This is a genomic window from Streptomyces sp. NPDC002463 (assembly GCF_042889835.1).
GTDB lineage: Bacteria > Actinomycetota > Actinomycetes > Streptomycetales > Streptomycetaceae > Streptomyces > Streptomyces nymphaeiformis.
Map to the genome: position 1 here is coordinate 1 of NZ_JBIARL010000015.1, position 18,785 is coordinate 18,785.

At 71.0% G+C, this 18,785-nt stretch carries 14 protein-coding genes and 1 tRNA gene; 7 read left to right on the forward strand and 8 right to left on the reverse strand.

All coding sequences use genetic code 11. From position 1 onward, the window contains the following. The first annotated feature begins 198 nt into the window (after nucleotides 1-198). Entirely contained in the window at nucleotides 199-2,784 is a 2,586-nt protein-coding gene (locus ACFYX3_RS27795; RefSeq protein ID WP_389018699.1) for a bifunctional FO biosynthesis protein CofGH, read from the forward strand. 179 nt (nucleotides 2,785-2,963) lie between these two features. Continuing rightward, nucleotides 2,964-4,079: an ADP-ribosylglycohydrolase family protein gene (locus tag ACFYX3_RS27800; RefSeq protein WP_389018702.1), complete on the forward strand. Its 1,116-nt coding sequence runs from the start codon at nucleotides 2,964-2,966 to the stop codon at nucleotides 4,077-4,079. 140 nt (nucleotides 4,080-4,219) lie between these two features. Here ACFYX3_RS27800 and ACFYX3_RS27805 read toward each other — a convergent pair whose 3' ends face one another. After that, nucleotides 4,220-5,002 carry an SDR family oxidoreductase gene (locus tag ACFYX3_RS27805; protein WP_385659464.1) on the reverse strand — a complete coding sequence of 261 codons (783 nt, stop codon included), beginning with the start codon at nucleotides 5,000-5,002 and terminating at the stop codon, nucleotides 4,220-4,222. Nucleotides 5,003-5,091: 89 nt separating this feature from the next. After that, nucleotides 5,092-6,744: a recombinase family protein gene (locus tag ACFYX3_RS27810; protein ID WP_389018707.1), complete on the reverse strand. Its 1,653-nt coding sequence runs from the start codon at nucleotides 6,742-6,744 to the stop codon at nucleotides 5,092-5,094. 177 nt (nucleotides 6,745-6,921) lie between these two features. Here ACFYX3_RS27810 and ACFYX3_RS27815 point away from each other — a divergent pair, with 177 nt between their 5' ends. After that, nucleotides 6,922-7,767: a hypothetical protein gene (locus tag ACFYX3_RS27815; RefSeq protein ID WP_389018710.1), complete on the forward strand. Its 846-nt coding sequence runs from the start codon at nucleotides 6,922-6,924 to the stop codon at nucleotides 7,765-7,767. Between the two features lie 97 nt (nucleotides 7,768-7,864). On the opposite strand, the gene ACFYX3_RS27820 is transcribed toward ACFYX3_RS27815, so the two are convergent. From ACFYX3_RS27820 to ACFYX3_RS27830, 3 genes are all read right to left on the reverse strand, one after another. Then, on the reverse strand, nucleotides 7,865-8,065 hold the full coding sequence (locus ACFYX3_RS27820) for a DUF397 domain-containing protein (RefSeq protein ID WP_116160455.1): 201 nt from the start codon (nucleotides 8,063-8,065) through the stop codon (nucleotides 7,865-7,867). 180 nt (nucleotides 8,066-8,245) lie between these two features. Further along, nucleotides 8,246-9,106: a helix-turn-helix domain-containing protein gene (locus ACFYX3_RS27825; protein ID WP_389018714.1), complete on the reverse strand. Its 861-nt coding sequence runs from the start codon at nucleotides 9,104-9,106 to the stop codon at nucleotides 8,246-8,248. A gap of 206 nt (nucleotides 9,107-9,312) precedes the next feature. After that, nucleotides 9,313-10,011: a GPP34 family phosphoprotein gene (locus ACFYX3_RS27830; protein ID WP_116160457.1), complete on the reverse strand. Its 699-nt coding sequence runs from the start codon at nucleotides 10,009-10,011 to the stop codon at nucleotides 9,313-9,315. A gap of 183 nt (nucleotides 10,012-10,194) precedes the next feature. On the opposite strand from ACFYX3_RS27830, the gene ACFYX3_RS27835 reads away from it, so the two are divergent. Together ACFYX3_RS27835 and ACFYX3_RS27840 are read left to right on the forward strand one after the other, a co-directional pair. Then, entirely contained in the window at nucleotides 10,195-12,519 is a 2,325-nt protein-coding gene (locus ACFYX3_RS27835; RefSeq protein WP_389018719.1) for a serine hydrolase, read from the forward strand. Between the two features lie 146 nt (nucleotides 12,520-12,665). Continuing rightward, complete coding sequence (locus ACFYX3_RS27840) at nucleotides 12,666-14,594, forward strand: MFS transporter (protein ID WP_389018722.1); 1,929 nt, start codon at nucleotides 12,666-12,668, stop codon at nucleotides 14,592-14,594. A 10-nt stretch (nucleotides 14,595-14,604) separates the two neighbouring features. Here the strand turns inward: ACFYX3_RS27840 and ACFYX3_RS27845 are convergent, their stop codons facing one another. Next, nucleotides 14,605-14,970 (reverse strand): hypothetical protein, encoded by a 366-nt coding sequence (locus ACFYX3_RS27845; protein ID WP_376582367.1) that lies wholly within the window; start codon nucleotides 14,968-14,970, stop codon nucleotides 14,605-14,607. Between the two features lie 158 nt (nucleotides 14,971-15,128). Between ACFYX3_RS27845 and ACFYX3_RS27850 the strand changes: the two genes are divergently transcribed. Then, entirely contained in the window at nucleotides 15,129-15,422 is a 294-nt protein-coding gene (locus ACFYX3_RS27850) for a hypothetical protein (protein ID WP_389018726.1), read from the forward strand. Nucleotides 15,423-15,473: 51 nt separating this feature from the next. Here the strand turns inward: ACFYX3_RS27850 and ACFYX3_RS27855 are convergent. Next, nucleotides 15,474-15,546: transfer RNA gene (locus ACFYX3_RS27855), tRNA-Arg, on the reverse strand. Nucleotides 15,547-15,709: 163 nt separating this feature from the next. Between ACFYX3_RS27855 and ACFYX3_RS27860 the strand changes: the two genes are divergently transcribed. Beyond that, entirely contained in the window at nucleotides 15,710-17,329 is a 1,620-nt protein-coding gene (locus tag ACFYX3_RS27860; RefSeq protein WP_389019225.1) for a class I adenylate-forming enzyme family protein, read from the forward strand. Here ACFYX3_RS27860 and ACFYX3_RS27865 read toward each other — a convergent pair. Beyond that, complete coding sequence (locus tag ACFYX3_RS27865) at nucleotides 17,316-18,587, reverse strand: M6 family metalloprotease domain-containing protein (protein ID WP_389018730.1); 1,272 nt, start codon at nucleotides 18,585-18,587, stop codon at nucleotides 17,316-17,318. The two genes, ACFYX3_RS27860 and ACFYX3_RS27865, sit on opposite strands and share 14 nt — an antisense overlap. Nucleotides 18,588-18,785: the final 198 nt, after the last annotated feature.

Here is an 18,785-nt window from a genome sequence, read left to right on the forward strand (position 1 = left end):
CGGGCGGGGGGCCGAGGGGCCGCCGGGGCGTGTTGTGCACCGGGGGGGGTGGGGGTAGTAGTGGGGCGCCCGCCCGGGGGGGGGGGGGGGCGGCGCGGCGGGGGCCCGGGGGGCGCGGGGGGGGGGCCCCGCCCCCCCCGGGGGGCCCCCCCCCCCCACGACGGACGGCGGAGCCCGGCCCGCTCGTATGCTCGGTTCATGACGGATCACCAGGCAGGACGACCCACCGAGAACGCCATGCGCCGCGCCCTCAAGCGGGCCAGGGACGGGGTCGCGCTCGATGTCGCCGAGGCCGCCGTGCTGTTGCGGGCGCGGGGGAGCGATCTGGACGACCTCGTCGCCTCCGCGGGGCGCGTGCGGGACGCAGGGCTCGAGGCCGCGGGGCGGCCCGGGGTCGTCACGTACTCGAAGAGCGTGTTCATACCGCTCACCCGGCTCTGCCGGGACAAGTGCCACTACTGCACCTTCGTCACCGTCCCCGGCAAGCTCCGCCGCGACGGCCACGGGATGTTCATGTCGCCGGACGAGGTCCTCGACATCGCCCGCCGCGGCGCCGAGGCGGGCTGCAAGGAGGCCCTGATCACCCTCGGCGACAAGCCCGAGGACCGTTGGCCCGAGGCCCGCGAGTGGCTCGACGCGCACGGGTACGACGACACCATCGCGTACGTACGGGCCATGGCGATCCGCATCCTGGAGGAGACCGGGCTCCTTCCCCACCTCAACCCCGGCGTCCTGTCCTGGACCGACTTCCAGCGGCTCAAGCCCGTCGCGCCCTCCATGGGCATGATGCTGGAGACGACCGCGACCCGCCTCTGGTCCGAGCCCGGCGGTCCCCACTACGGGTCCCCCGACAAGGAACCGGCCGTGCGGCTCAGGGTGTTGGAGGACGCCGGCCGTTCCTCGGTGCCGTTCACGAGTGGGCTGCTGCTCGGCATCGGGGAGACCCTGGAGGAGCGGGCCGAGTCCCTCTTCGCGCTGCGCCGGATCGCCCGCGCCTACCACTCCGTCCAAGAACTGATCATCCAGAACTTCCGCGCCAAGCCGGACACGGCGATGCGCGGGATGCCGGACGCCGAGCTCGACGACCTCGTCGCCACCGTCGCCGTCGCCCGGCTCATCATGGGCCCCTCCGCCTGCCTCCAGGCCCCGCCGAACCTCGTCGACTCCGAGTACGAGCGGCTGATCGCCGCCGGCATCGACGACTGGGGCGGCGTCTCCCCCCTCACCATCGACCACGTCAACCCCGAGCGCCCCTGGCCGCAGATCGAGGAGCTCGCCGAGAGGTCCCGCGCCGCCGGCTTCGAGCTGCGCGAACGGCTCTGCGTCTACCCCGAGTTCGTCACCCGGGGCGAACCCTGGCTCGACCCCCGGCTCCTCCCGCACGTCCGCGCCCTCGCCGACCCCGAGACCGGCCTCGCGAACCCCGGCGCGCCCGTCCGCGGACTGCCCTGGCAGGAGCCCGACGAGGCCTTCACCGCCACCGGCCGTACGGACCTGCACGCGACCATCGACACCGAGGGCCGCACGTCCGACCGGCGCGAGGACTTCGACGTCGTGTACGGGGACTGGGAGGCGCTCCGCGAGGCCGCCGCGCCCGGGATGGTGCCGGAGCGCGTCGACGCCGACGTCCGCGAGGCGCTCTCCGTCGCCGCCGACGACCCGACGAGGCTCACCGACGCCCAGGCGCTCGCCCTGCTGCACGCCGACGGCCCGGCGCTCGACGCCCTCACGCGGATCGCGGACGACGTCCGCGAGTCCGTCGTCGGCGACGACGTCACGTACATCGTCACGCGGAACATCAACTTCACCAACGTCTGCTACACCGGCTGCCGTTTCTGCGCCTTCGCCCAGCGGCGCACCGACGCCGACGCGTACACCCTCTCCCTCGACCAGGTCGCGGACCGCGCCGAGCAGGCCTGGGACGTCGGCGCAGTCGAGGTCTGCATGCAGGGCGGCATCCACCCGGACCTGCCGGGCACGGCGTACTTCGACATCGCGAGGGCGGTGAAGGAACGGGTCCCGGGGATGCACGTCCACGCCTTCTCGCCGATGGAGGTGGTCAACGGCGCGACCCGCACGGGCCTCTCGATCCGCGAGTGGCTGACGGCGGCGAAGGAGGCCGGACTCGACTCGATCCCGGGCACGGCGGCGGAGATCCTGGACGACGAGGTCCGCTGGGTGCTGACGAAGGGCAAGCTGCCGACGGCGACGTGGATCGAGGTCATCACCACGGCGCACGAACTCGGCATCCGCTCCTCCTCCACGATGATGTACGGGCACGTGGACCAGCCCCGGCACTGGCTCGGCCACTTCCGCACGCTCTCCCGCATCCAGCAGGAGACGGGTGGGTTCACAGAGTTCGTGACCCTCCCCTTCATCCACACCAACGCGCCCGTCTACCTCGCCGGCATCGCCCGCCCCGGTCCGACCGCCCGCGACAACCGCGCGGTCATCGCCATGGCCCGGCTCCTCCTCCACCCGCACATCCCCAACATCCAGACCAGCTGGGTGAAGCTCGGGACGGAGGGCGCGGCGGAGATGCTCCGCTCGGGCGCCAACGACCTGGGCGGCACCCTCATGGAGGAGACCATCTCCCGCATGGCGGGCTCCAGCTACGGCTCGTACCGCTCCATCCGCGACCTGGAGGCCATCGCGGAGGCGGCGGGCCGCCCGGCGAAGCCGCGCACGACGCTCTACGGCGAGGTCCCGGAGGAACGACAGCGCACGGCCCGAGCCTCGGACGGCCACCTCCCGGAACTCCTCCCGGTGCTGCCCCAGGAGTAGGGCCTCCGGGTGCGCCCGCGCCGCGCCCCGCCCGCCACGGCGGGGCGCGGGCTCACATCGGACGGCGCGGTCAAAAACCGCCTGAAGGGCGTCCGATCACATAACGTTCCGCACCCCGAACGCGCGTATCCGGTCCATTACAGTGCTGCGCAGACCGGTCTACGGGGGGAGGGCACGTCGTGGTCACGACAGCCGCAGCCGTGTGGGGTCGCGCCGAGCAGCAGGACTTCCGGTCCCGCGTACGGGGCTGCCTGCTCGGCGGGGCCCTCGGTGACGCCCTGGGCGCCGGCGCCGACGGACGTCTGGAAGAGCTGCGCGAGGCGTACGGACCTGACGGACTCACCGACCCCGTGCCCGCGTTCGGCCGCCGCGGCGCCGTCACCGCCGCGACCCAGATGGCCCTGTTCACCGTCGACGGCCTCATCCGCGCCCAGGTCCGCCGGGACACCGGCCACTGGCACCCGCCCACCGACGTCCACCGGGCCCATCTCCGCTGGGCGGCCACCCAGCGCGACTGGGGCCCCGACGAGCGCCGCAAGGACAACGGCTGGCTGGCCCGCGAGGAGTGGCTCTACGCCCGCCGCAACCCGCCCCGCGCCTGCCTCACCGGCCTCGGCGACGACACCCTCGGCACCCTCGAAAAACCCAAGAACCCGGACGCCGAGGACTCCGGCGCCCTGGCCCGCTCGGCCCCCTACGGGCTGCTCGTCGGCTGGGAGCCGCAGCTCGTCTGCCAGCTCGCCGTGGAGTGCGCCGCGCAGACGCACGGCGCCCCGGCGGCCGGCCTCGCGGCGGGCGCGTTCGCGGTGACCGTCCACGGCCTGGCGCGCGGCGGCTCCGTGGAGGCGGCGGTGGCCCGCGCCCTGGAGCAGCTCGCGGTGCGCCCCGGGCACGAGCCGGTGACGGAGGCGCTCGCCCGGGCCCTCGGAGCCGTACGGGAGGGGGCGCCGGACGCGGACCGGGTGACGGCCCTGGGGGCCGGCGAGGACCGGGCCGAGGGGCAGCTGGCGGCGGCCGTCTACTGCGCGCTCGTCGGCGAGGACGTGCGGCACGGGCTGCGGCTCGCGGTGAACCACGACGGTCCCTCGGCCGTGACGGGCGCGCTCACGGGCGCGCTGCTCGGCGCCCTGCACGGCGAGACGGCCCTCCCGCCGGCCTGGCTGGCCGAACTGGAGGGCCGCGCGACGGTCCTGGAACTCGCGGACGACTTCTCGATGGAGATGACGCAGGGCGCGGCCCTGCACGGCGCGGCGGAGTCCTCCCCGGGCTGGCTGACGCGCTACCCGAGGGGCTGACGGGCCGCGGACCGAGGGGCTGAGCCGGCTCCCGGGCCTGCTGCCCGACGGGCTGAGACGGCTCCCGGGCCCGCTGCCCGAGGGCTGACGGGCCGCGGGGGAGAGGACCCAGCGCATCAGCGCTCCCCCTCCGCACGGGCTCAGCGCATCAGCTCCCCCGCATTGACCAGCAGCGACTGCCCCGTGATCGCCCGGGCCCGGTCCGAGGCCAGGAAGGCGGCCGCCTCCGCCACGTCCCCGTCCGTCGCCAGTTCCGGCAGGGCCATCCGCTCGGTGAGCCGGGCGAGGACCTCGGCCTCCGGCACCCCCTCGGTGTGCGCGGCGAACCGGACGTACGCCTGGACCGGCGGCCCCCACATCCAGCCCGGCAGCACGGTGTTGACCCGGATCCGGTGCGGCCCGAGCTCGTGCGCGAGCGAGTACATCGCCGAGGTCAGCGCCCCCTTCGAGGCCGCGTACGCCGCCTGCCGCACCTGCGAGGGCGCCGCCACCGCCGACTGCGTCCCGATCAGGACCACGGAGCCTCCGTGCTCCTTCAGCGCCGGCAGGCAGGCCCGGGTCATCCGCAGCGTGCCGAGCAGGTTGACGTCCAGGACCCCCTGCCAGGTCCCGAAGTCGGCGTCCTCCAGGCCCCCGAAGTAGGAGTCCCAGGCGGCGACGTGGACGACCGCGTCGATCCCGCCGAATCGCTCGACGGCGAGCGCCGCGAGGGCCTCGCACTGCGCCTCGTCGGTGATGTCGGTGACCCGGTAGGCGGTCTTCGTGCCGGTCGGGTCGATCTCGGCGGCGGACTTGGCGAGGTTGGCCTCGGTGCGGGCGCCGAGCACCGCGTGGCCCCCGTCCCGTACCACCGTCTCCGCGATCCGGTGGCCGAGCCCGGCACCGACCCCCGACACGACGACCGTCTTCCCCTGGAGCAGCATCCGGACCCTCCTCGACCCTGGCCAAGCATCTGACGGTCAGTCAGGGTAGGGGGGATGTGTATGGTAGGGAAGGCGCCTGGGTGCGCCAGTCAGGGTAGATACTGCGGCTTGATGTGGTCGGGGTTGAACGGGGCGCGACCCTTGCCCGACGGCATCACATGGATGGCGCTGAAGATCTCCCCCACCAAAGCGCGGCGCTGCTCCAGCCCTCCCGTTCGCCATTCGCTTTCGTAGTCTCGGGGTCTGCGGCGCCGGGCATGGGAGTCGTGGATCGCAAGCTCGACCTCCAGTCGGTCGAGTTCGGTGTTCATCGAGGCGAGGGCTTGGTAGTAGTCGTCCGCGCGCATTCCCCTTACTCGCTCCGAACCCTCGGCCCACGACGATGTGAGATCCCGCTTACGGGCGGCGATGTCCGAGATCCGAGTCCGGAGAACTTCCGCGAGGCCGTCCTGCTCTGCTGCCTCCTCTCGCGTGGGCGGCTTCGCCGAGTGGGCTTTGGCCCACTCGGCGATCAGAGCCTCCAGATGTAGATCCACTGGTTGTGCGCGCCGACTCACCTTGCCGCAGGCGTTGCGCCCTTTGCCCGGGCAGTAGTAGATGACATGCCCGCGTACAGCAACGCGTTTGGCGCTCATGGCTGCCTGGCAGATCCCGCATCTCAGGTAGCCGGTGAACACGTACTTGCGGTAGTTGTCCCCCTCCGGATTGCGCAGGATGCCACGCTGTTCGCCGATCAGCCTTCGCTGATCCAGCTGGAGTTGGGTGTCAGCCCACAACTTCTTCGAAACGACCGGCTCCCACCGTCCCAGGGTGGGTAGCCCGTCTTCACCGAGAAGGACGCGACCCCAACCGTCCCGCTGCCGGGGGATCTCGTTCCGATGCCTTCCCCGGTAGGAGACGAAGCCGCAGTAGCGAGGGTTGGTGAGGATTGCCTTCACGGTGGGTTGTGTCCACTTGGTGTCGCGCGGGGAAGGGATCTTGTCCTCGTTGAGATCCCGCGCGATACCGGTGATGGACCTGCCCGCAGCGAACTGGTCGTAGATGCGCCGTGCGATGCGCGCCCGGTCCGGACACAGGGTTCCGTCGGGGTTCCAGGCGTAGGGTGTTCTGCCGGTCAGTTCGCCGGCCGACGCGTCCGCAAGGTGGTTCCTGGCCACGCGGCGGGAGGTGTCCTCCGACGCCTTGAGGGCCATGAGGCACAGCATTCTGGCCATGTGTCGATCGGCGTCGTTGAGGAGGTTGAGTGCCCCGGTGACGCCGACCGCCGGCCGTGTCGTGTGCTCGACGATGTCGATGAGGTCCTCAAGATCCCTCGGCTGGCGCGCCAGCCTGTCCGTGTCGTAGAAGATGACGCCGTCGATTTCGCCCGACAGCAGGTCGCTGAGCATGCGCCGGAAGGCGGGCCGGATCACCACCCAGTCCACTGTGCCGTCGTTCTTCGTGAGCCGCTTCTTCTTGAACGCCCCGGTGTCGTTCTCGCGGTAGACCTGAGCGAAGGGGCCCCAGGCGAGGTCGATGCGCTTCCGGTCGACGTCCTGTAGCTGGAGGTCGAGCCCCTTCTCGTCGCCGCGTCGGTCGCAGGAGGTTCGCAGGTAGCAGCCGGGGCGTTGTGGAACGTACCTGCGCAACGAGTCTCCGACGGCGAGTGCGACCGACGTGCGGTTCCGAACGCGCTCAGGGATCACGACGCCATCCCAAGACGCGTCGAGCTCAGTTGGATCGGTGGCGTCGAAAGCGTTCACGGCTCCTCCAGGCGCTGAGGGAATGCACCCTGAATCTAGCTACCAACGGTGATGCCGAGGGCGCAATGAGTGGTTTCACCCGCAAGGTCGATCGCTCGCGCGCGCGTTCCCCTGTATCAAAATCTGACGTACCGTCAAATGTGTTCGGGTTGAGTTGGCTCTGGCGCGGGAGGGTGCATGGAAGCGAGTGGTCGCGAGGAGCGACACCTGGAGATGTACGCCGAGTTGGCCTCGGTCGGCCCGTACGGCGTGAACGTCGGACATGCCTTGATCACCATGGTCGAACCGCATGCCGGGCACGAGTTGGCATACCACAGATGGTATGAAGATGATCATTACTATGCGGGCGCCATGGCCATGCCCTGGATGTACGCCGGCCGCCGCTGGGTCGCCACCCGCGAGCTCCAGCTCCTGCGCGGCCCGGAGAAGTCGGCCGTCGCCCAGCCGGTCACCGCCGGCTGCTACCTCTCCACGTACTGGATCACCGAGGGCCGCTACGACGAGCACATGAAGTGGACGGTCGGCATCAACAAACGGCTCAACCGCGACGCCCGCGTCCACCACGCCCGTACCCACGTCTTCACCGCGTTCCAGGACCACGAGGCCACCGTCTACCGCGACGGAGCGGCCGGCCCGCGCGACTTCCACGCCCTCGACCACCCCTACGCGGGCCTGATCCTCCAGGTGATCGACACGGACGGCCCGGAGTGCCGGGCGGACCTGCTCGACCGGCTGCGCGACCGGGAACTGCCCCGCCGCCTCGCCGGCTCACCGGCGGCGATGGTGACGGTCTTCCGCCCGACCCCGCTGCCCGGCGACCGCATGACGTACGTGAAGCAGGTCGAGGGCGTCGACACCCGGCTGACCCTGCTCTGGTTCCTGGAGGAGGACCCCCGCGCGTGCTGGGCGGAGCACTTCGCGGACCTGGAGTCCCTGGGCGGGGGCGCGGGGAGGGTGGAACTGGTGGCGCCGTTCATCCCGACGGTCCCGGGCACGGACCGCTACGTGGACGAGCTGCGGTAGCCCGGCCCGGGCAAAGGCCGAGCCCCCTCGGCCAGGACGGCGGACCGGTCGAGAGGGCTCATACGTACTGCTGGTGACGGCGTGCGCGCAACGGGGCTCAGAGGGCCCCGTTGCTCACCTCGCCGACGAAGGCGTTCCACGATCCCGGACCGAAAGAGAGGGACGGGCCCTCGGGAGCCTTGGAGTCCCGCACCGCGATCGCGGACACGACGGGGGACTTCACCTCGACGCAGGCCCCGTTCCCGCCCGAGTACGAGGACTTCGTCCAGGTGTCCGTTCCGCCCTGAATAATCGCCATGCCGCTCACTCCGGTTTCTGTCGAGTAGTGTGTCGCGCCAACGTTCTTGATGGCGTGATCGACGCTACTCACCAATCCCGGGCGGCGGGACCGGCGTTCACACGTCCGAGTGGCATATTCCAACTGGGCTTCCGTGGAAGCGATCACGGGGTGTACGGTGCCTTCCCCACCCCGCGGCGATCAGCCCTGGGCGTGCTTCTTCGCCATCTTCGAGATGAACTCCCGCGTCTGGTCCACGTTCAGCGCCTGCGCCCTGAGGTGCTCGTACATGACGGAGTACTTGCCGACGTCCTGCGCCTTCTCCAGGTACAGATCGCTCGTCACGCCCTCGATGTACACGACGCTGGAGTCCGAGGTGTCCGGGAACTCGAGGATCGAGTACTGCCCGCTGATCCCCGGGTGCGCGCCCATCTCGAACGGGATCACCTGCACGGTCACGTGCGGCAGGTGCGACTGCTCGATGAGGTGCTCCAGCTGGTCGACCATCAGCTGCCGGCTGCCCACGATCCGGTGCAGCGCGCCCTCGTCGATGACCGCCCACAGCCGCAGCGGACGCTCCTCGTCCCGGATCCGCTCCTGGCGGCGGGTCCGCACGGTGACCCGCTTCTCGATGTCCGCCGGCGCGGACTCGGGCATCGCGCCGGAGATCACGGCCTCCGCGTACGCGGGGGTCTGGAGCAGTCCGGGGATGATCTGCGACTCGTACATCCGCAGGCTCTCCGCGTCGGTCTCCAGGCCGATGTAGACGCTGTACGGGATGTCGCCGAAGGCGTGCCACCAGCCCTGCTGGCGCGAGTCCTTGGCCATCTGCATGAGGGAGTCGACCATGCGCTCGTCCTCGACCTCGTACACGCCGCACAGGTCCCGGACGTCACGCTGGCTGATGGAGCGACGGCCGTTCTCCAGCCGGCTGATCTTGGACTGGGAGACGAGAAGGCGCTCGGCGACCTGCTCGGCCGTCATGTTCTTCGCCTCGCGGAGCTTGCGCAGCTCCTGGCCCAATCGGCGTCGCCTGACGGTGGGGTTGACGTTGGACGCCACGGAAACTGCACCTCCGGCTGTCTGCTGCGTAGCTGTGAGTATCTACCGCTTGGCAGATTGCCACCAAAGGCCGGGTGCGCGCTGGAAAACCCGGACAACGCACATGTGCGGAGCGGCCGTCCAGACCGCCCCGCACATCCGTGCGGCTCCCGGGATGGTTCCAGGTGGTACGTGGTACCGGTTGCTCTGTGAGGGCCGCGCGTCGGTCAGTGCGCGGCCGCGCGGGCCATGCTGCCGCGAGGCTGCGCCGGGACGCCCGCGGCGCTCCGGCGCGGCTGTGCGGCCGCACCGTTCTGGACGTCCATCACGGCGTGCGCCACGAGTCCGCCCATGGGGTCGTGCCGGATCAGATCGCGCAGCCGGGACCGCGACGACCGTCCTTCGTTGCCGGGGTAGAGGTGCTTGCCGAGACCGACCGCGTGGGCCAGCGCGGCGAGCGCCGCGGTCCGCGGGTCCGGCGGTACGCCGGTGCGGATCGCACTGTCCAGCCGGGCACGGATCTCCCGACTGATCGCCGTGTCCGTCGCCTGGTAGCGAGTCGTCGGCAACACCCCGCACATCTGGCCCTCCACGGCATGCACCATGCCGCATCGCTCCAGATGCGAGAGATACGTCTGACGGAGCCCCAGCCGGGGCCCGCCGATCCAGTGGACGGCCCGAACCGGGCTGCCACGCCTGCGCAGCAGCTCCAGTGCGGAGTCCAGTGTCGGATCTCCGGTCGGCCGTGGCATCACCACGGCGATACGATCCCCGTCAGGGGCTATCCGGCCTGCCAGAGCCAGCTCCACTAGCTGTGCTCCGGCCAGACCGAGGTCGAGCGACTGCGGCTGCGCTGTGGTACCCGTGGTCGGGTCCAGAGCGAGCAGCAGAAGCTCTTCCGGAATAGTTCTGCGGCTCCTGCCCATCCATGCCTCCCCGCGTGGATGAATGACAGGGTGACCCCTCTCACATTCATCTGTCGAGAGTGCCTGGGTGGTTCATCCGGGAACCAGTAGGTATGTCGTTCTCGTCTAGCACGGGAGCCAAGGGGTTCACACAGGACACTGGTAGACGGTTCGGACGTACGTATGACGCATGGAGGAGGCACGGTGGCGGGCGAGTCCCCCGACAAGGCGGAGCAGCAGGGGTCGTCGCAGGAGACGGCGGCCTCGGGCGGCGGCGGCCGGGATCCCAGGCTTTCCGTGCTCCGTGAGTCAGAGTCCTCGCCGTCCTCGGCGGTTCGGGTCGACCAGCCGACGGCCGTGTTCAAGACCCTGGCGCCGCGCACGCCGGAGGACGACGAGCCGACGGCGGCCCCCGAGCCGGAGCCGGAGCCGGAGGCCGAGGGCGACCGCCTGAAGGCGGCCGTGGCGGCGTGGGTCGCGACGGAGGGGGAGCCGGAGGAGTCGGAGGAGTCGGAGCCCAAGGCTTCGGAGTCCACGGCTTCGGACGCGGAGACCGAGGCGTCGGTCGAGGAGCCGGAGGGCGAGATCGAGGCCGACGACTCCGAGGCCGAGGACGAGCCGGTCGACGAGGAGTCGGACGACGAGCCCGAGGACGGCCCCGAGGAGACGGACGACGCGCCCGGCGACGAGGCGGACGAGGAGCCGGTCGAGGACGTAGAGGACAAGGCTCCCGTAAAGAACGTAGAGAACGTAAAGGACGGAGAGGGCAAGGCGTCCTCCGAGTCCTGGTTCGCCGCGCGCAAGCAGTCGGCGGAGGAGAAGCCCTCTGACGCACCCTCACCCGCCGCCTCCGAGGACAAGGGCGAGGACAAGGGCGAGGACGCGGACAAGGACGCGGACAAGGACGCGGACAAGGACGCGGACAAGGACGACGAGCCGGTCGACCAGCCGACGACCATGTTCAAGATGGTCCGTCCCCCGGTCGTGGACCAGCCGACGACCGCCCTGAAGCTGCCGCCCTCCCTGACCGGGGACTCCGACAGCGAGCGCACCAGCGTCTTCCGCGCGCTGCGCCCCGACATCCCGGCCGACCAGAAGGCCGAGAAGGCGGCGCAGGAGGCCACCAAGGCCCCCGAGCCGGCCGCGCCCAAGGCCCCCGAGGTCAAGGCGCCCGCGCCCGCCCCCGCACGGTCGCGATCTGGGCTCTCCGAGCCGGAGCGGACCCGGCAGCAGCCGCTGCCCCCGCTGCCCCCGCTCGACCTGCTCGCGGAGCTGACGAACACGCCGCCCCCGCCGCCGAGCGCGCTGCGGACGACCCTGAGACGCCTCCGGATCTGGACCCCGCTGGTCCTGCTGCTCCTGATCGTCTTTGCGATCGTGCAGATGGTCCGCCCGCTGCCCGCGCCCGCGCTGACCCTGTCGGCCGATCCGACGTTCACCTTCGAGGGCGGCGAGCTGAAGATGCCGTGGCCCGGCGAGGGCCAAGGCGCCGTCGAGGTCGAGGGCGTCGGTTCCATGGGCATGTACGGAGCGCAGAAGCCGGCTCCGATCGCGTCCGTGACGAAGACGATGACGGCGTACGTGATCCTCCGCGACCACCCGATCAAGGGCAAGCAGCAGGGTCCCGAGATCACGATCGACAAGAAGGCCGCCGATCAGGGCAAGGAGACGAGCGAGTCGACCGCGCTGGTCCAGGAGGGCCAGAAGTACACGGAGAAGGAGCTCCTCGAGCTCCTGATGATCCCCTCCGCGAACAACGTGGCCCGGCTGCTCGCGCGCTGGGACGCCGGTTCGGAGGCCGCGTTCGTCGAGAAGATGAACGCCGCGGCGAAGGACCTGGGGATGACCCAGTCGACGTACACGGACCCGTCCGGTCTGCTCGACAGCACGATGTCGACCCCGCAGGACCAGCTGAAGCTGGCGAAGGCGGTCATGCAGTACGACGTGTTCCGCGAGATCGTGGACATGCCGAACGTGACGGTCGACGGCCTCCCCGGCCGGATCGAGAACAACAACAACATCCTGCTCCACGACGGTGTCAGCGGCATCAAGACCGGCTCCTCCACCCCGGCCGGCGGCAACCTGCTCTGGGCGGCGAACACCGTCGTCGACGGCAAGAACCGCCGGATCCTCGGCATCGTGATGGGAGCGAAGGACGCCAAGCTCCTCATCGACAAGCTCCAGCTCGCCATCGACAACAGCCTCAAGCTGATCCAGCAGGCGCAGAAGGACGTCACCTCGGCCGCCGTGGTCAAGGAGGGCCAGGTCCTGGGCTACGTCGACGACGGTCTCGGCGGCCGGACGCCGGTCGTGGCCACCAAGGAGCTCAAGGCGGTCGGCTGGCCGGGCCTCCAGGTGAAGCTGGAGCTCACGGACGGCGGAAAGGCCCTCCCGCACTCCGGGAAGGCGGGCGACGTCGTCGGCCAGGTGTCGATCGGTACGGGCGCCGGCAAGGTCAGCTCCCCGGTCGCCCTCCAGAAGGACCTGGTGGAGCCCGGCTTCGACAAGAAGCTGACCCACCTGGGCTGAGAGGCCACCCGCTCGGCCGGGCGCCCCGGGTTCTCCGGGGCGCCCGGCTGTTAGCGTTTCCGGGGGGACGAGAAGCACGGGTGACGTACGCGGGACACGCGTGACCTACGCGAGAAGCGAGACGGGCAACACGGGAAAGGGCCGCAGTGACCACCGCCGAGCCGACACGCGCCGACCGCGCGGACTCCGACCCCGACGTCTACGGTGAAGCCCATGAAGCTCGTGACGCTCGTGACGACAGGGACGCCGACGGCATCGCGCCGCCCACGGATACCGGATCCTCTTCGCCCTCGCGAATAGTGCTCCCGACGCAACGGCCGGTCCCCGCGCCGGCCCCGGCGCCGTCTGCCCCGACCCCCGTCCGGCGCCGCAAGCGCCGCTACACGGTCCTGGCAGCCACCGGGCTCGCCGCCCTCACGCACGTCCTGTGGTTCTTCCTCTTCGCGAACAGCGGCGGGGACCTGGCCGCGCAGGACGCGTGGGCCGAGTTCGTGGGACGGCACCCGGACTCCGCGTACAACCTGGCCTGGTACGGCGGGATGCACCCCGTCTCGTACAGCGTGGTCTCGCCCTATCTGATGTCGGTGCTCGGCGTCCGCAGCACGATGATGGTCGCGGGGACGCTGTCGGCGGGCCTGACGGCGCTGATCCTGGTGCGGGTGCGGGCGGTCCGTAACCCGATGGTCTGTTCGATCGCGGGCGTCTTCGCGTTCCTGTGCAACGCGCTCTCGGGCCGGGTGACGTTCGGCCTCGGCATGATGTTCGCGCTGGGCGCGGTCGCCGCGGTCTTCTGCTGGCCGTACCGCTGGCGGCGCAAACGCTGGGCGAAGGCGGCGGTCGCGGCCCCGCTGGCGGGTCTGGCGACGGCGTGCAGCCCGGTCGCGGGCCTGTTCCTGGGGGTCGCGGCGGCGGCCCTGTTCCTGAACAAGCGCCGCCCGGGCGCGTACGCCCTGGGCCTCGCCCCGGTCGCCGTCGTGGCCCTGTCCTCCTGGCTCTTCCCGTTCTCGGGCACGCAGCCGATGGCCTTCGGATCGACGGTCCTGCCGCTCCTCTTCGGCGTCCTGACCTTCGTCCTGGTCCCCAAGACCTGGCGGACGGTCCGCACGGCGGCAGCGGTCTACTCGATCGGCACGGTGCTGACCTGGCTGATCGACTCCCAGATCGGCTCGAACATCTCCCGGCTGCCGATGCTCTTCGCGGGCGTCGTGCTGCTCGCGGCCCTGCCGTACACGGCGCCGCGCTCACGCCGCTGGTACGCGCTGCTGCTCGCCGTCGCGGGACTGAACTTCTGGATCGGCTTCAAGGGCGTCGACGACGTCATCCGCACCGCCCCGGACGCCTCCTGGGCGCGCGAGCTCGCGCCGCTCGTCAACCAGCTCCAGGTCCGGGACGCGGGCAAGGCGCGGGTCGAGGTCGTGCCGGCGTCCAGCCACCGCGAGTCCTCCGCGCTCAGCCCGTACATCAACCTGGCGCGCGGCTGGAACCGGCAGGCGGACATGGAGCGCAACCCGCTCTTCTACGACGACACGCTGAACGCCGCGAACTACCAGGACTGGCTCGACCGCTGGGCCGTCCACTACGTCGTCCTGCCCACCGGCGCCCCTGACTCGGGCGCCGAGCGGGAGGCGGAACTGGTCCGCGAGGGCCTGCCGTACCTGAACCAGGTCTGGTCGGACGAGAACTGGCGGCTGTACGAGGTCGAGAACCCGACCCCGCTGGCGGACCCGCCGGCCCAGGTGCAGAGCGCGGAGGAGAACGAGGTCGTGATCCGGGTCGACCGGCCCGGCCGGGTCCTCATCCGCGTCCCGTACTCGCCGTGGCTCGCCCTCGTGGACGAGAACGGCGCCAAGATCGAACCGCCGAAGGAGACGGAGGCCTCGAAGCTGGCGCGGGAGAACTCGGACTCGGAGCTCCCGAAGGTCTTCGCCAACGAGAAGGGCTGCCTCTTCAAGACGGAGGCGGACCCGGAGGGCGACGAATGGACGGAGCTGATCGCCCCGAAACCCGGGACCTACCGCCTGGCGGCCCCGTACAAACTCTCCCGCGGCACGGCCTGCCCGGAGGAACTCCGCTGAGCCGCGGCCCTCAGGCCAGATCCGTCAGCTCGTCGGCGAACACCTGCGACAGCGGCTGCGGCCCGACGTACTGCTGACAGTTGCACGTACCGGCCTCGTACCGCACCGGCTTCTTGTTCTCGTCCCAGGCGGTCGGCACCTCCACCCGCTCATGGCACCGCCCCTGCTTGTCGTGCTTCGCCAGATGATGCGTGCACCCGCACACGGGCTCCGGCGTCCGCTGCGAGGCCTCGAGCGCCAACCGTTCCTGCTTGGCCGCCTCCAGAACCTCCATCTTCCGCTCGTGCCGATGCCGCAACGCGGTCCGCACGTTGTCAGCGGCCCAAGCGAACCCGCCACTCCAGAACAGAATGAGCACCCACCAGAACCACTCCATGGTTCCCCCCGCTTTCCCCCGGTAAGGAGCCCAGGATAGAACCGGCGGCGGCCGACGTCACGGATAGTGTCGTCGCTCCGCGAATCCACCCGATTACCGAACGCTAGGATCGCGGGCGCCGCCGCAGTCGCGCGGCGGCTGGAGAGAGGGGCATTCGCATGGCCGTCATCGTCACCTTCGACCTCCCTGGCGCCGGGCAGGAGCTCTACGACGAAGTCATCGCGCGCGTGACCGGCGGGAAGGGCTTCGCGCGCTTCGCCGACGTGGGGGATCCGGGCCTCCTCTCCCACGCCGCGGGTCCGATCGACGGAGGATTCCGCGTGACCGAGGTCTGGGAGAGCGAGGAGGCCCTCGCCGCCCACGCGAAGACCTTCGGCCCGATCCTGGCCGACCTCGGCCACGCCGACGCACAGCCCACGATCATCCCGGCGCACAACGTCGTCGTCCGGTAGGGGCAACACCAAAGGGCACCTACCAAAATTGGTAGGTGCCCTTTCGGCTTGTGCCCCCGGCAGGATTCGAACCTGCGACACCCGCTTTAGGAGAGCGGTGCTCTATCCCCTGAGCTACGAAGGCGACTGACCGCAGACAGCCTAGCGGATGGGGGTTGTGCGGGTCGCCCCTGTTGTCGCCGAACGTCGCGCGCGGTCGTGTTCCTCTGTGCCGGGTTGACCCGGGGCGGGGAGCCGCATAGCGTCGCCGCGCTGGGTGAGCGGGCGCTTAGGAGGGGTTTGTGGTGGTGGCTGGTGGGGTCGAGCGGCTCTGCGCGCCCGGGGCGCCCTTCGCCGTCGAGGGCGGGGTGTACGTCGGCGGGCCGCGGACGTTGCGGGAGTTCGTCGAGGTGACCTGGGGGTACGGGGACCGGACGTTCCTCGTGGCCGAGGGCGTGCGGATGAGCTACCGGGAGTTCTTCGACGCCGCCTGCGGGCTCGCGCGGAGGCTCGTCGGGGAGTACGGGCTGCGGCCGGGGGACCGGGCCGTCGTGGCCATGCGGAACCTGCCCGAGTGGCAGGTGGCCTTCTGGGCCGTCCAGCTCGCCGGGCTCGTCGCCGTACCGCTCAACGCCTGGTGGACCGAGGACGAGTTCGCGTACGCCCTCGACGACTGCTCTCCCGGCGTGCTGCTCGTCGACGGCGAGCGGGTCGGGCGCGTGCGGGAGTGGGCCGTGCGGAACGGGGTGCCCGGGATCGTCTTCCGGGGGGAGGGCGAGTGCGAGGGGTTCGTCGAGTACGTCGCCGACGACGATCCTCTGCTCGGGCCTCCCGACGTCCATGTCCTGCCCGAGTCCGACTCCACCATCATCTACACCTCCGGCACAACCGGACGCCCCAAGGGCGCCGTCGCCACGCATCTCGCGCAGGTCGGGGCCGCCATGAACCCGCGGTACTTCGCCGCCGCCGCCGCCCTCGCGCGCGGTGAGGTGCCGGGGGTGGGGGCGGCGCCCGTCTCGCTGACCACCTTTCCCTTCTTCCACGTCGCCGCCTTCACCTCCTTCTACGCCGTCATGGCGGCCGGCGGGACCCTCGTGATGATGCGGAAGTGGGACGCGGGCAGGGCGCTTGAGCTGATTCGGGACGAAGGGGTCACCCACTTCGCCGGGGTGCCCACCACCGCGCTCCAGCTGCTCGCGCTCGCCCGGAGCCGCCGTGATCCGCTCGCCGGCCTCGCCCTCCTCAGCACCGGAGGCGCCGCCGCCCCGCCCGGGATCGTCGGGGGGATCACCGAGGGGTACGGGGAGCGGATCGAGCCCCGGAACGGGTACGGGCTCACCGAGACCTGCGGAGGGGTTCTGTCGAACGTCGGTGCCGAGTACCGCGCCCATCCCGGGAGTGTCGGGCGGCCCTCGCCCGTCACCGAGGTGCGGATCGAGCGGCCCGATGCGGAGGGGGTGGGCGAGTTGTTGCTGCGCGGGCAGTGCCTTGTACGCGGGTACTGGGGGGATCCGGACGCCACCCGCGCCGCCTTCACCGAGGACGGCTGGTTCAGGACCGGTGACCTCGCCCGCGTCGACGCGGACGGGCGGGTCAGTGTCGTCGACCGGCTCACCGACATGGTGATCCGCGGCGGCGAGAACGTGTACTGCGTCGAGGTCGAGGGCGTGCTGCACGAGCATCCGGATGTCGTCGATGCCGCTGTGTTCGGGGTGCCTCATCCGCTGCTCGGGGAAGAGGTCGTGGGTGTCGTGCGGCTGCGGGCCGGCGCGGATGTGGAACCCGAGGCCTTGCGCGCACACGTCGGGGCGCGGCTCGCCGGGTTCAAGGTGCCTGCCCGGATCCTCGTACGGGACGCGGAGCTGCCTCGGAATCCGACCGGGAAGGTTCTCAAGCGGGAGCTCCGGGAGCAGGTCAGCGGCGGGTGATCCTCACCCGGTACGTTCCCGTCCCGTCCTCCTCCAGGACCTCGATCCGGATCCCGTTCGCGCGGTCCGTGAACGTCTCGCCCGGGGCGTACGGCGCGTCCGACAGTTCCGCGTGGACGTTGGCCCGGCGCGTGCAGCCGCCGCTGGACCGGTCGCTGTCGGCCACGGTCACCGGGCCGTGGCCGGTGTCCACGTCGGACTCCACCCGGTAGACGAGGACGCCCTGCTTGCAGACGGCCTCGTCGTTGCCGTCCTTGCTGCGGACCTCGACGGCGTATCCGGAGGTGCCGGAGAGCGGGACGAAGACGAGCTTGGGGCCGCCGGAGATCGCGAGCGGGGTGAGGCTGTAGTCGCCGGTTCCGGGCGTGGAGGCGCAGCTGACCTGGTCGTTGTCGAGCCAGCCCAGCTTCCACTTGTGCCAGCCGAGGAGGTCGTTGTCGGCGCCCCAGTCCTCGGACATGATGTCCCAGTGCCCGACGGTGCCTCCGCCGTCCGAGGTGTAGAGGTCGGGCAGGCCGAAGACGTGGCCGTTCTCGTGCGGCAGGACGCGGTAGCCGGTCTCGGGGAAACTGCCGGAGCCGTCGTCCTGGCGGCTGTAGACGAAGGACGTGTTGGCGAGCGGCACGCCGTCGGCGTAGGGGGCGTCGTCGTTGCCGGAGAAGGTCACGGACAGCACGGTGTCGAGGGCGGAGGGCCCGGCGTTCGGCGTGACGAGGATGTTGACCAGGTCGTACGCGCTGAAGTCCACCCGCGCGTCGGCGGCCTTCACGATGTCCTCGACGAGGGAGCGGTAGCCCGGTTCGTACGGTGAGCCGCGCTCGATGCCGTACGAGGAGAAGGGCCGGGGCATCCGCAGCCAGTCGGGTATCGGCGTCTCGGCCTGGTAGTGCAGGCGCCCGTACGAGCTGACGCGGAACCAGTCGGCGGTCTGCGGGAAGAACTCGCGGAAGCGGCCCATCGCCGGGCCGTCCCCGGGGGCGTCGGGGAAGTCGATCATCAGGTTGAGGGCCCTGACGCGGCCCGTGGAGCGTACGTATCCGGGGGCCGTGGGCAACCCCTCCGACATCTGCACGCCCATCGTGGTGGCGATGCGGCACGGTCCCAGCTGGGCGCCGCTCGGCGCGGCGGCCACGGGGCCCGCCGAGGCCGGGGCGGGCCCGGGAAGGGTGCTGCTCGCCGAGGCGAGCAGGGCGAGGGAGAGTGCCGTGGTCGCCGCCAGGGCGATGGGTCTGCGTATCCGTCGGCGGGGGTGCTGCATACGTCGCCTCTCCGATGGGGGCAGGTCGGCGCCGCGACCCCTTCCGCGGGTCAGCGCTGTGCGATCAGCCTGTGGCGCGGGCTCCGGGTGCGCGCGCCGGGTGGCCCGATCGTGGGTATTCCGGGAAGGCGAGCAATTGTGACCCAGGTCACATGATGGGCGGGAAATAAGCGGGGACTCGGTCCCCGTTTACACCTC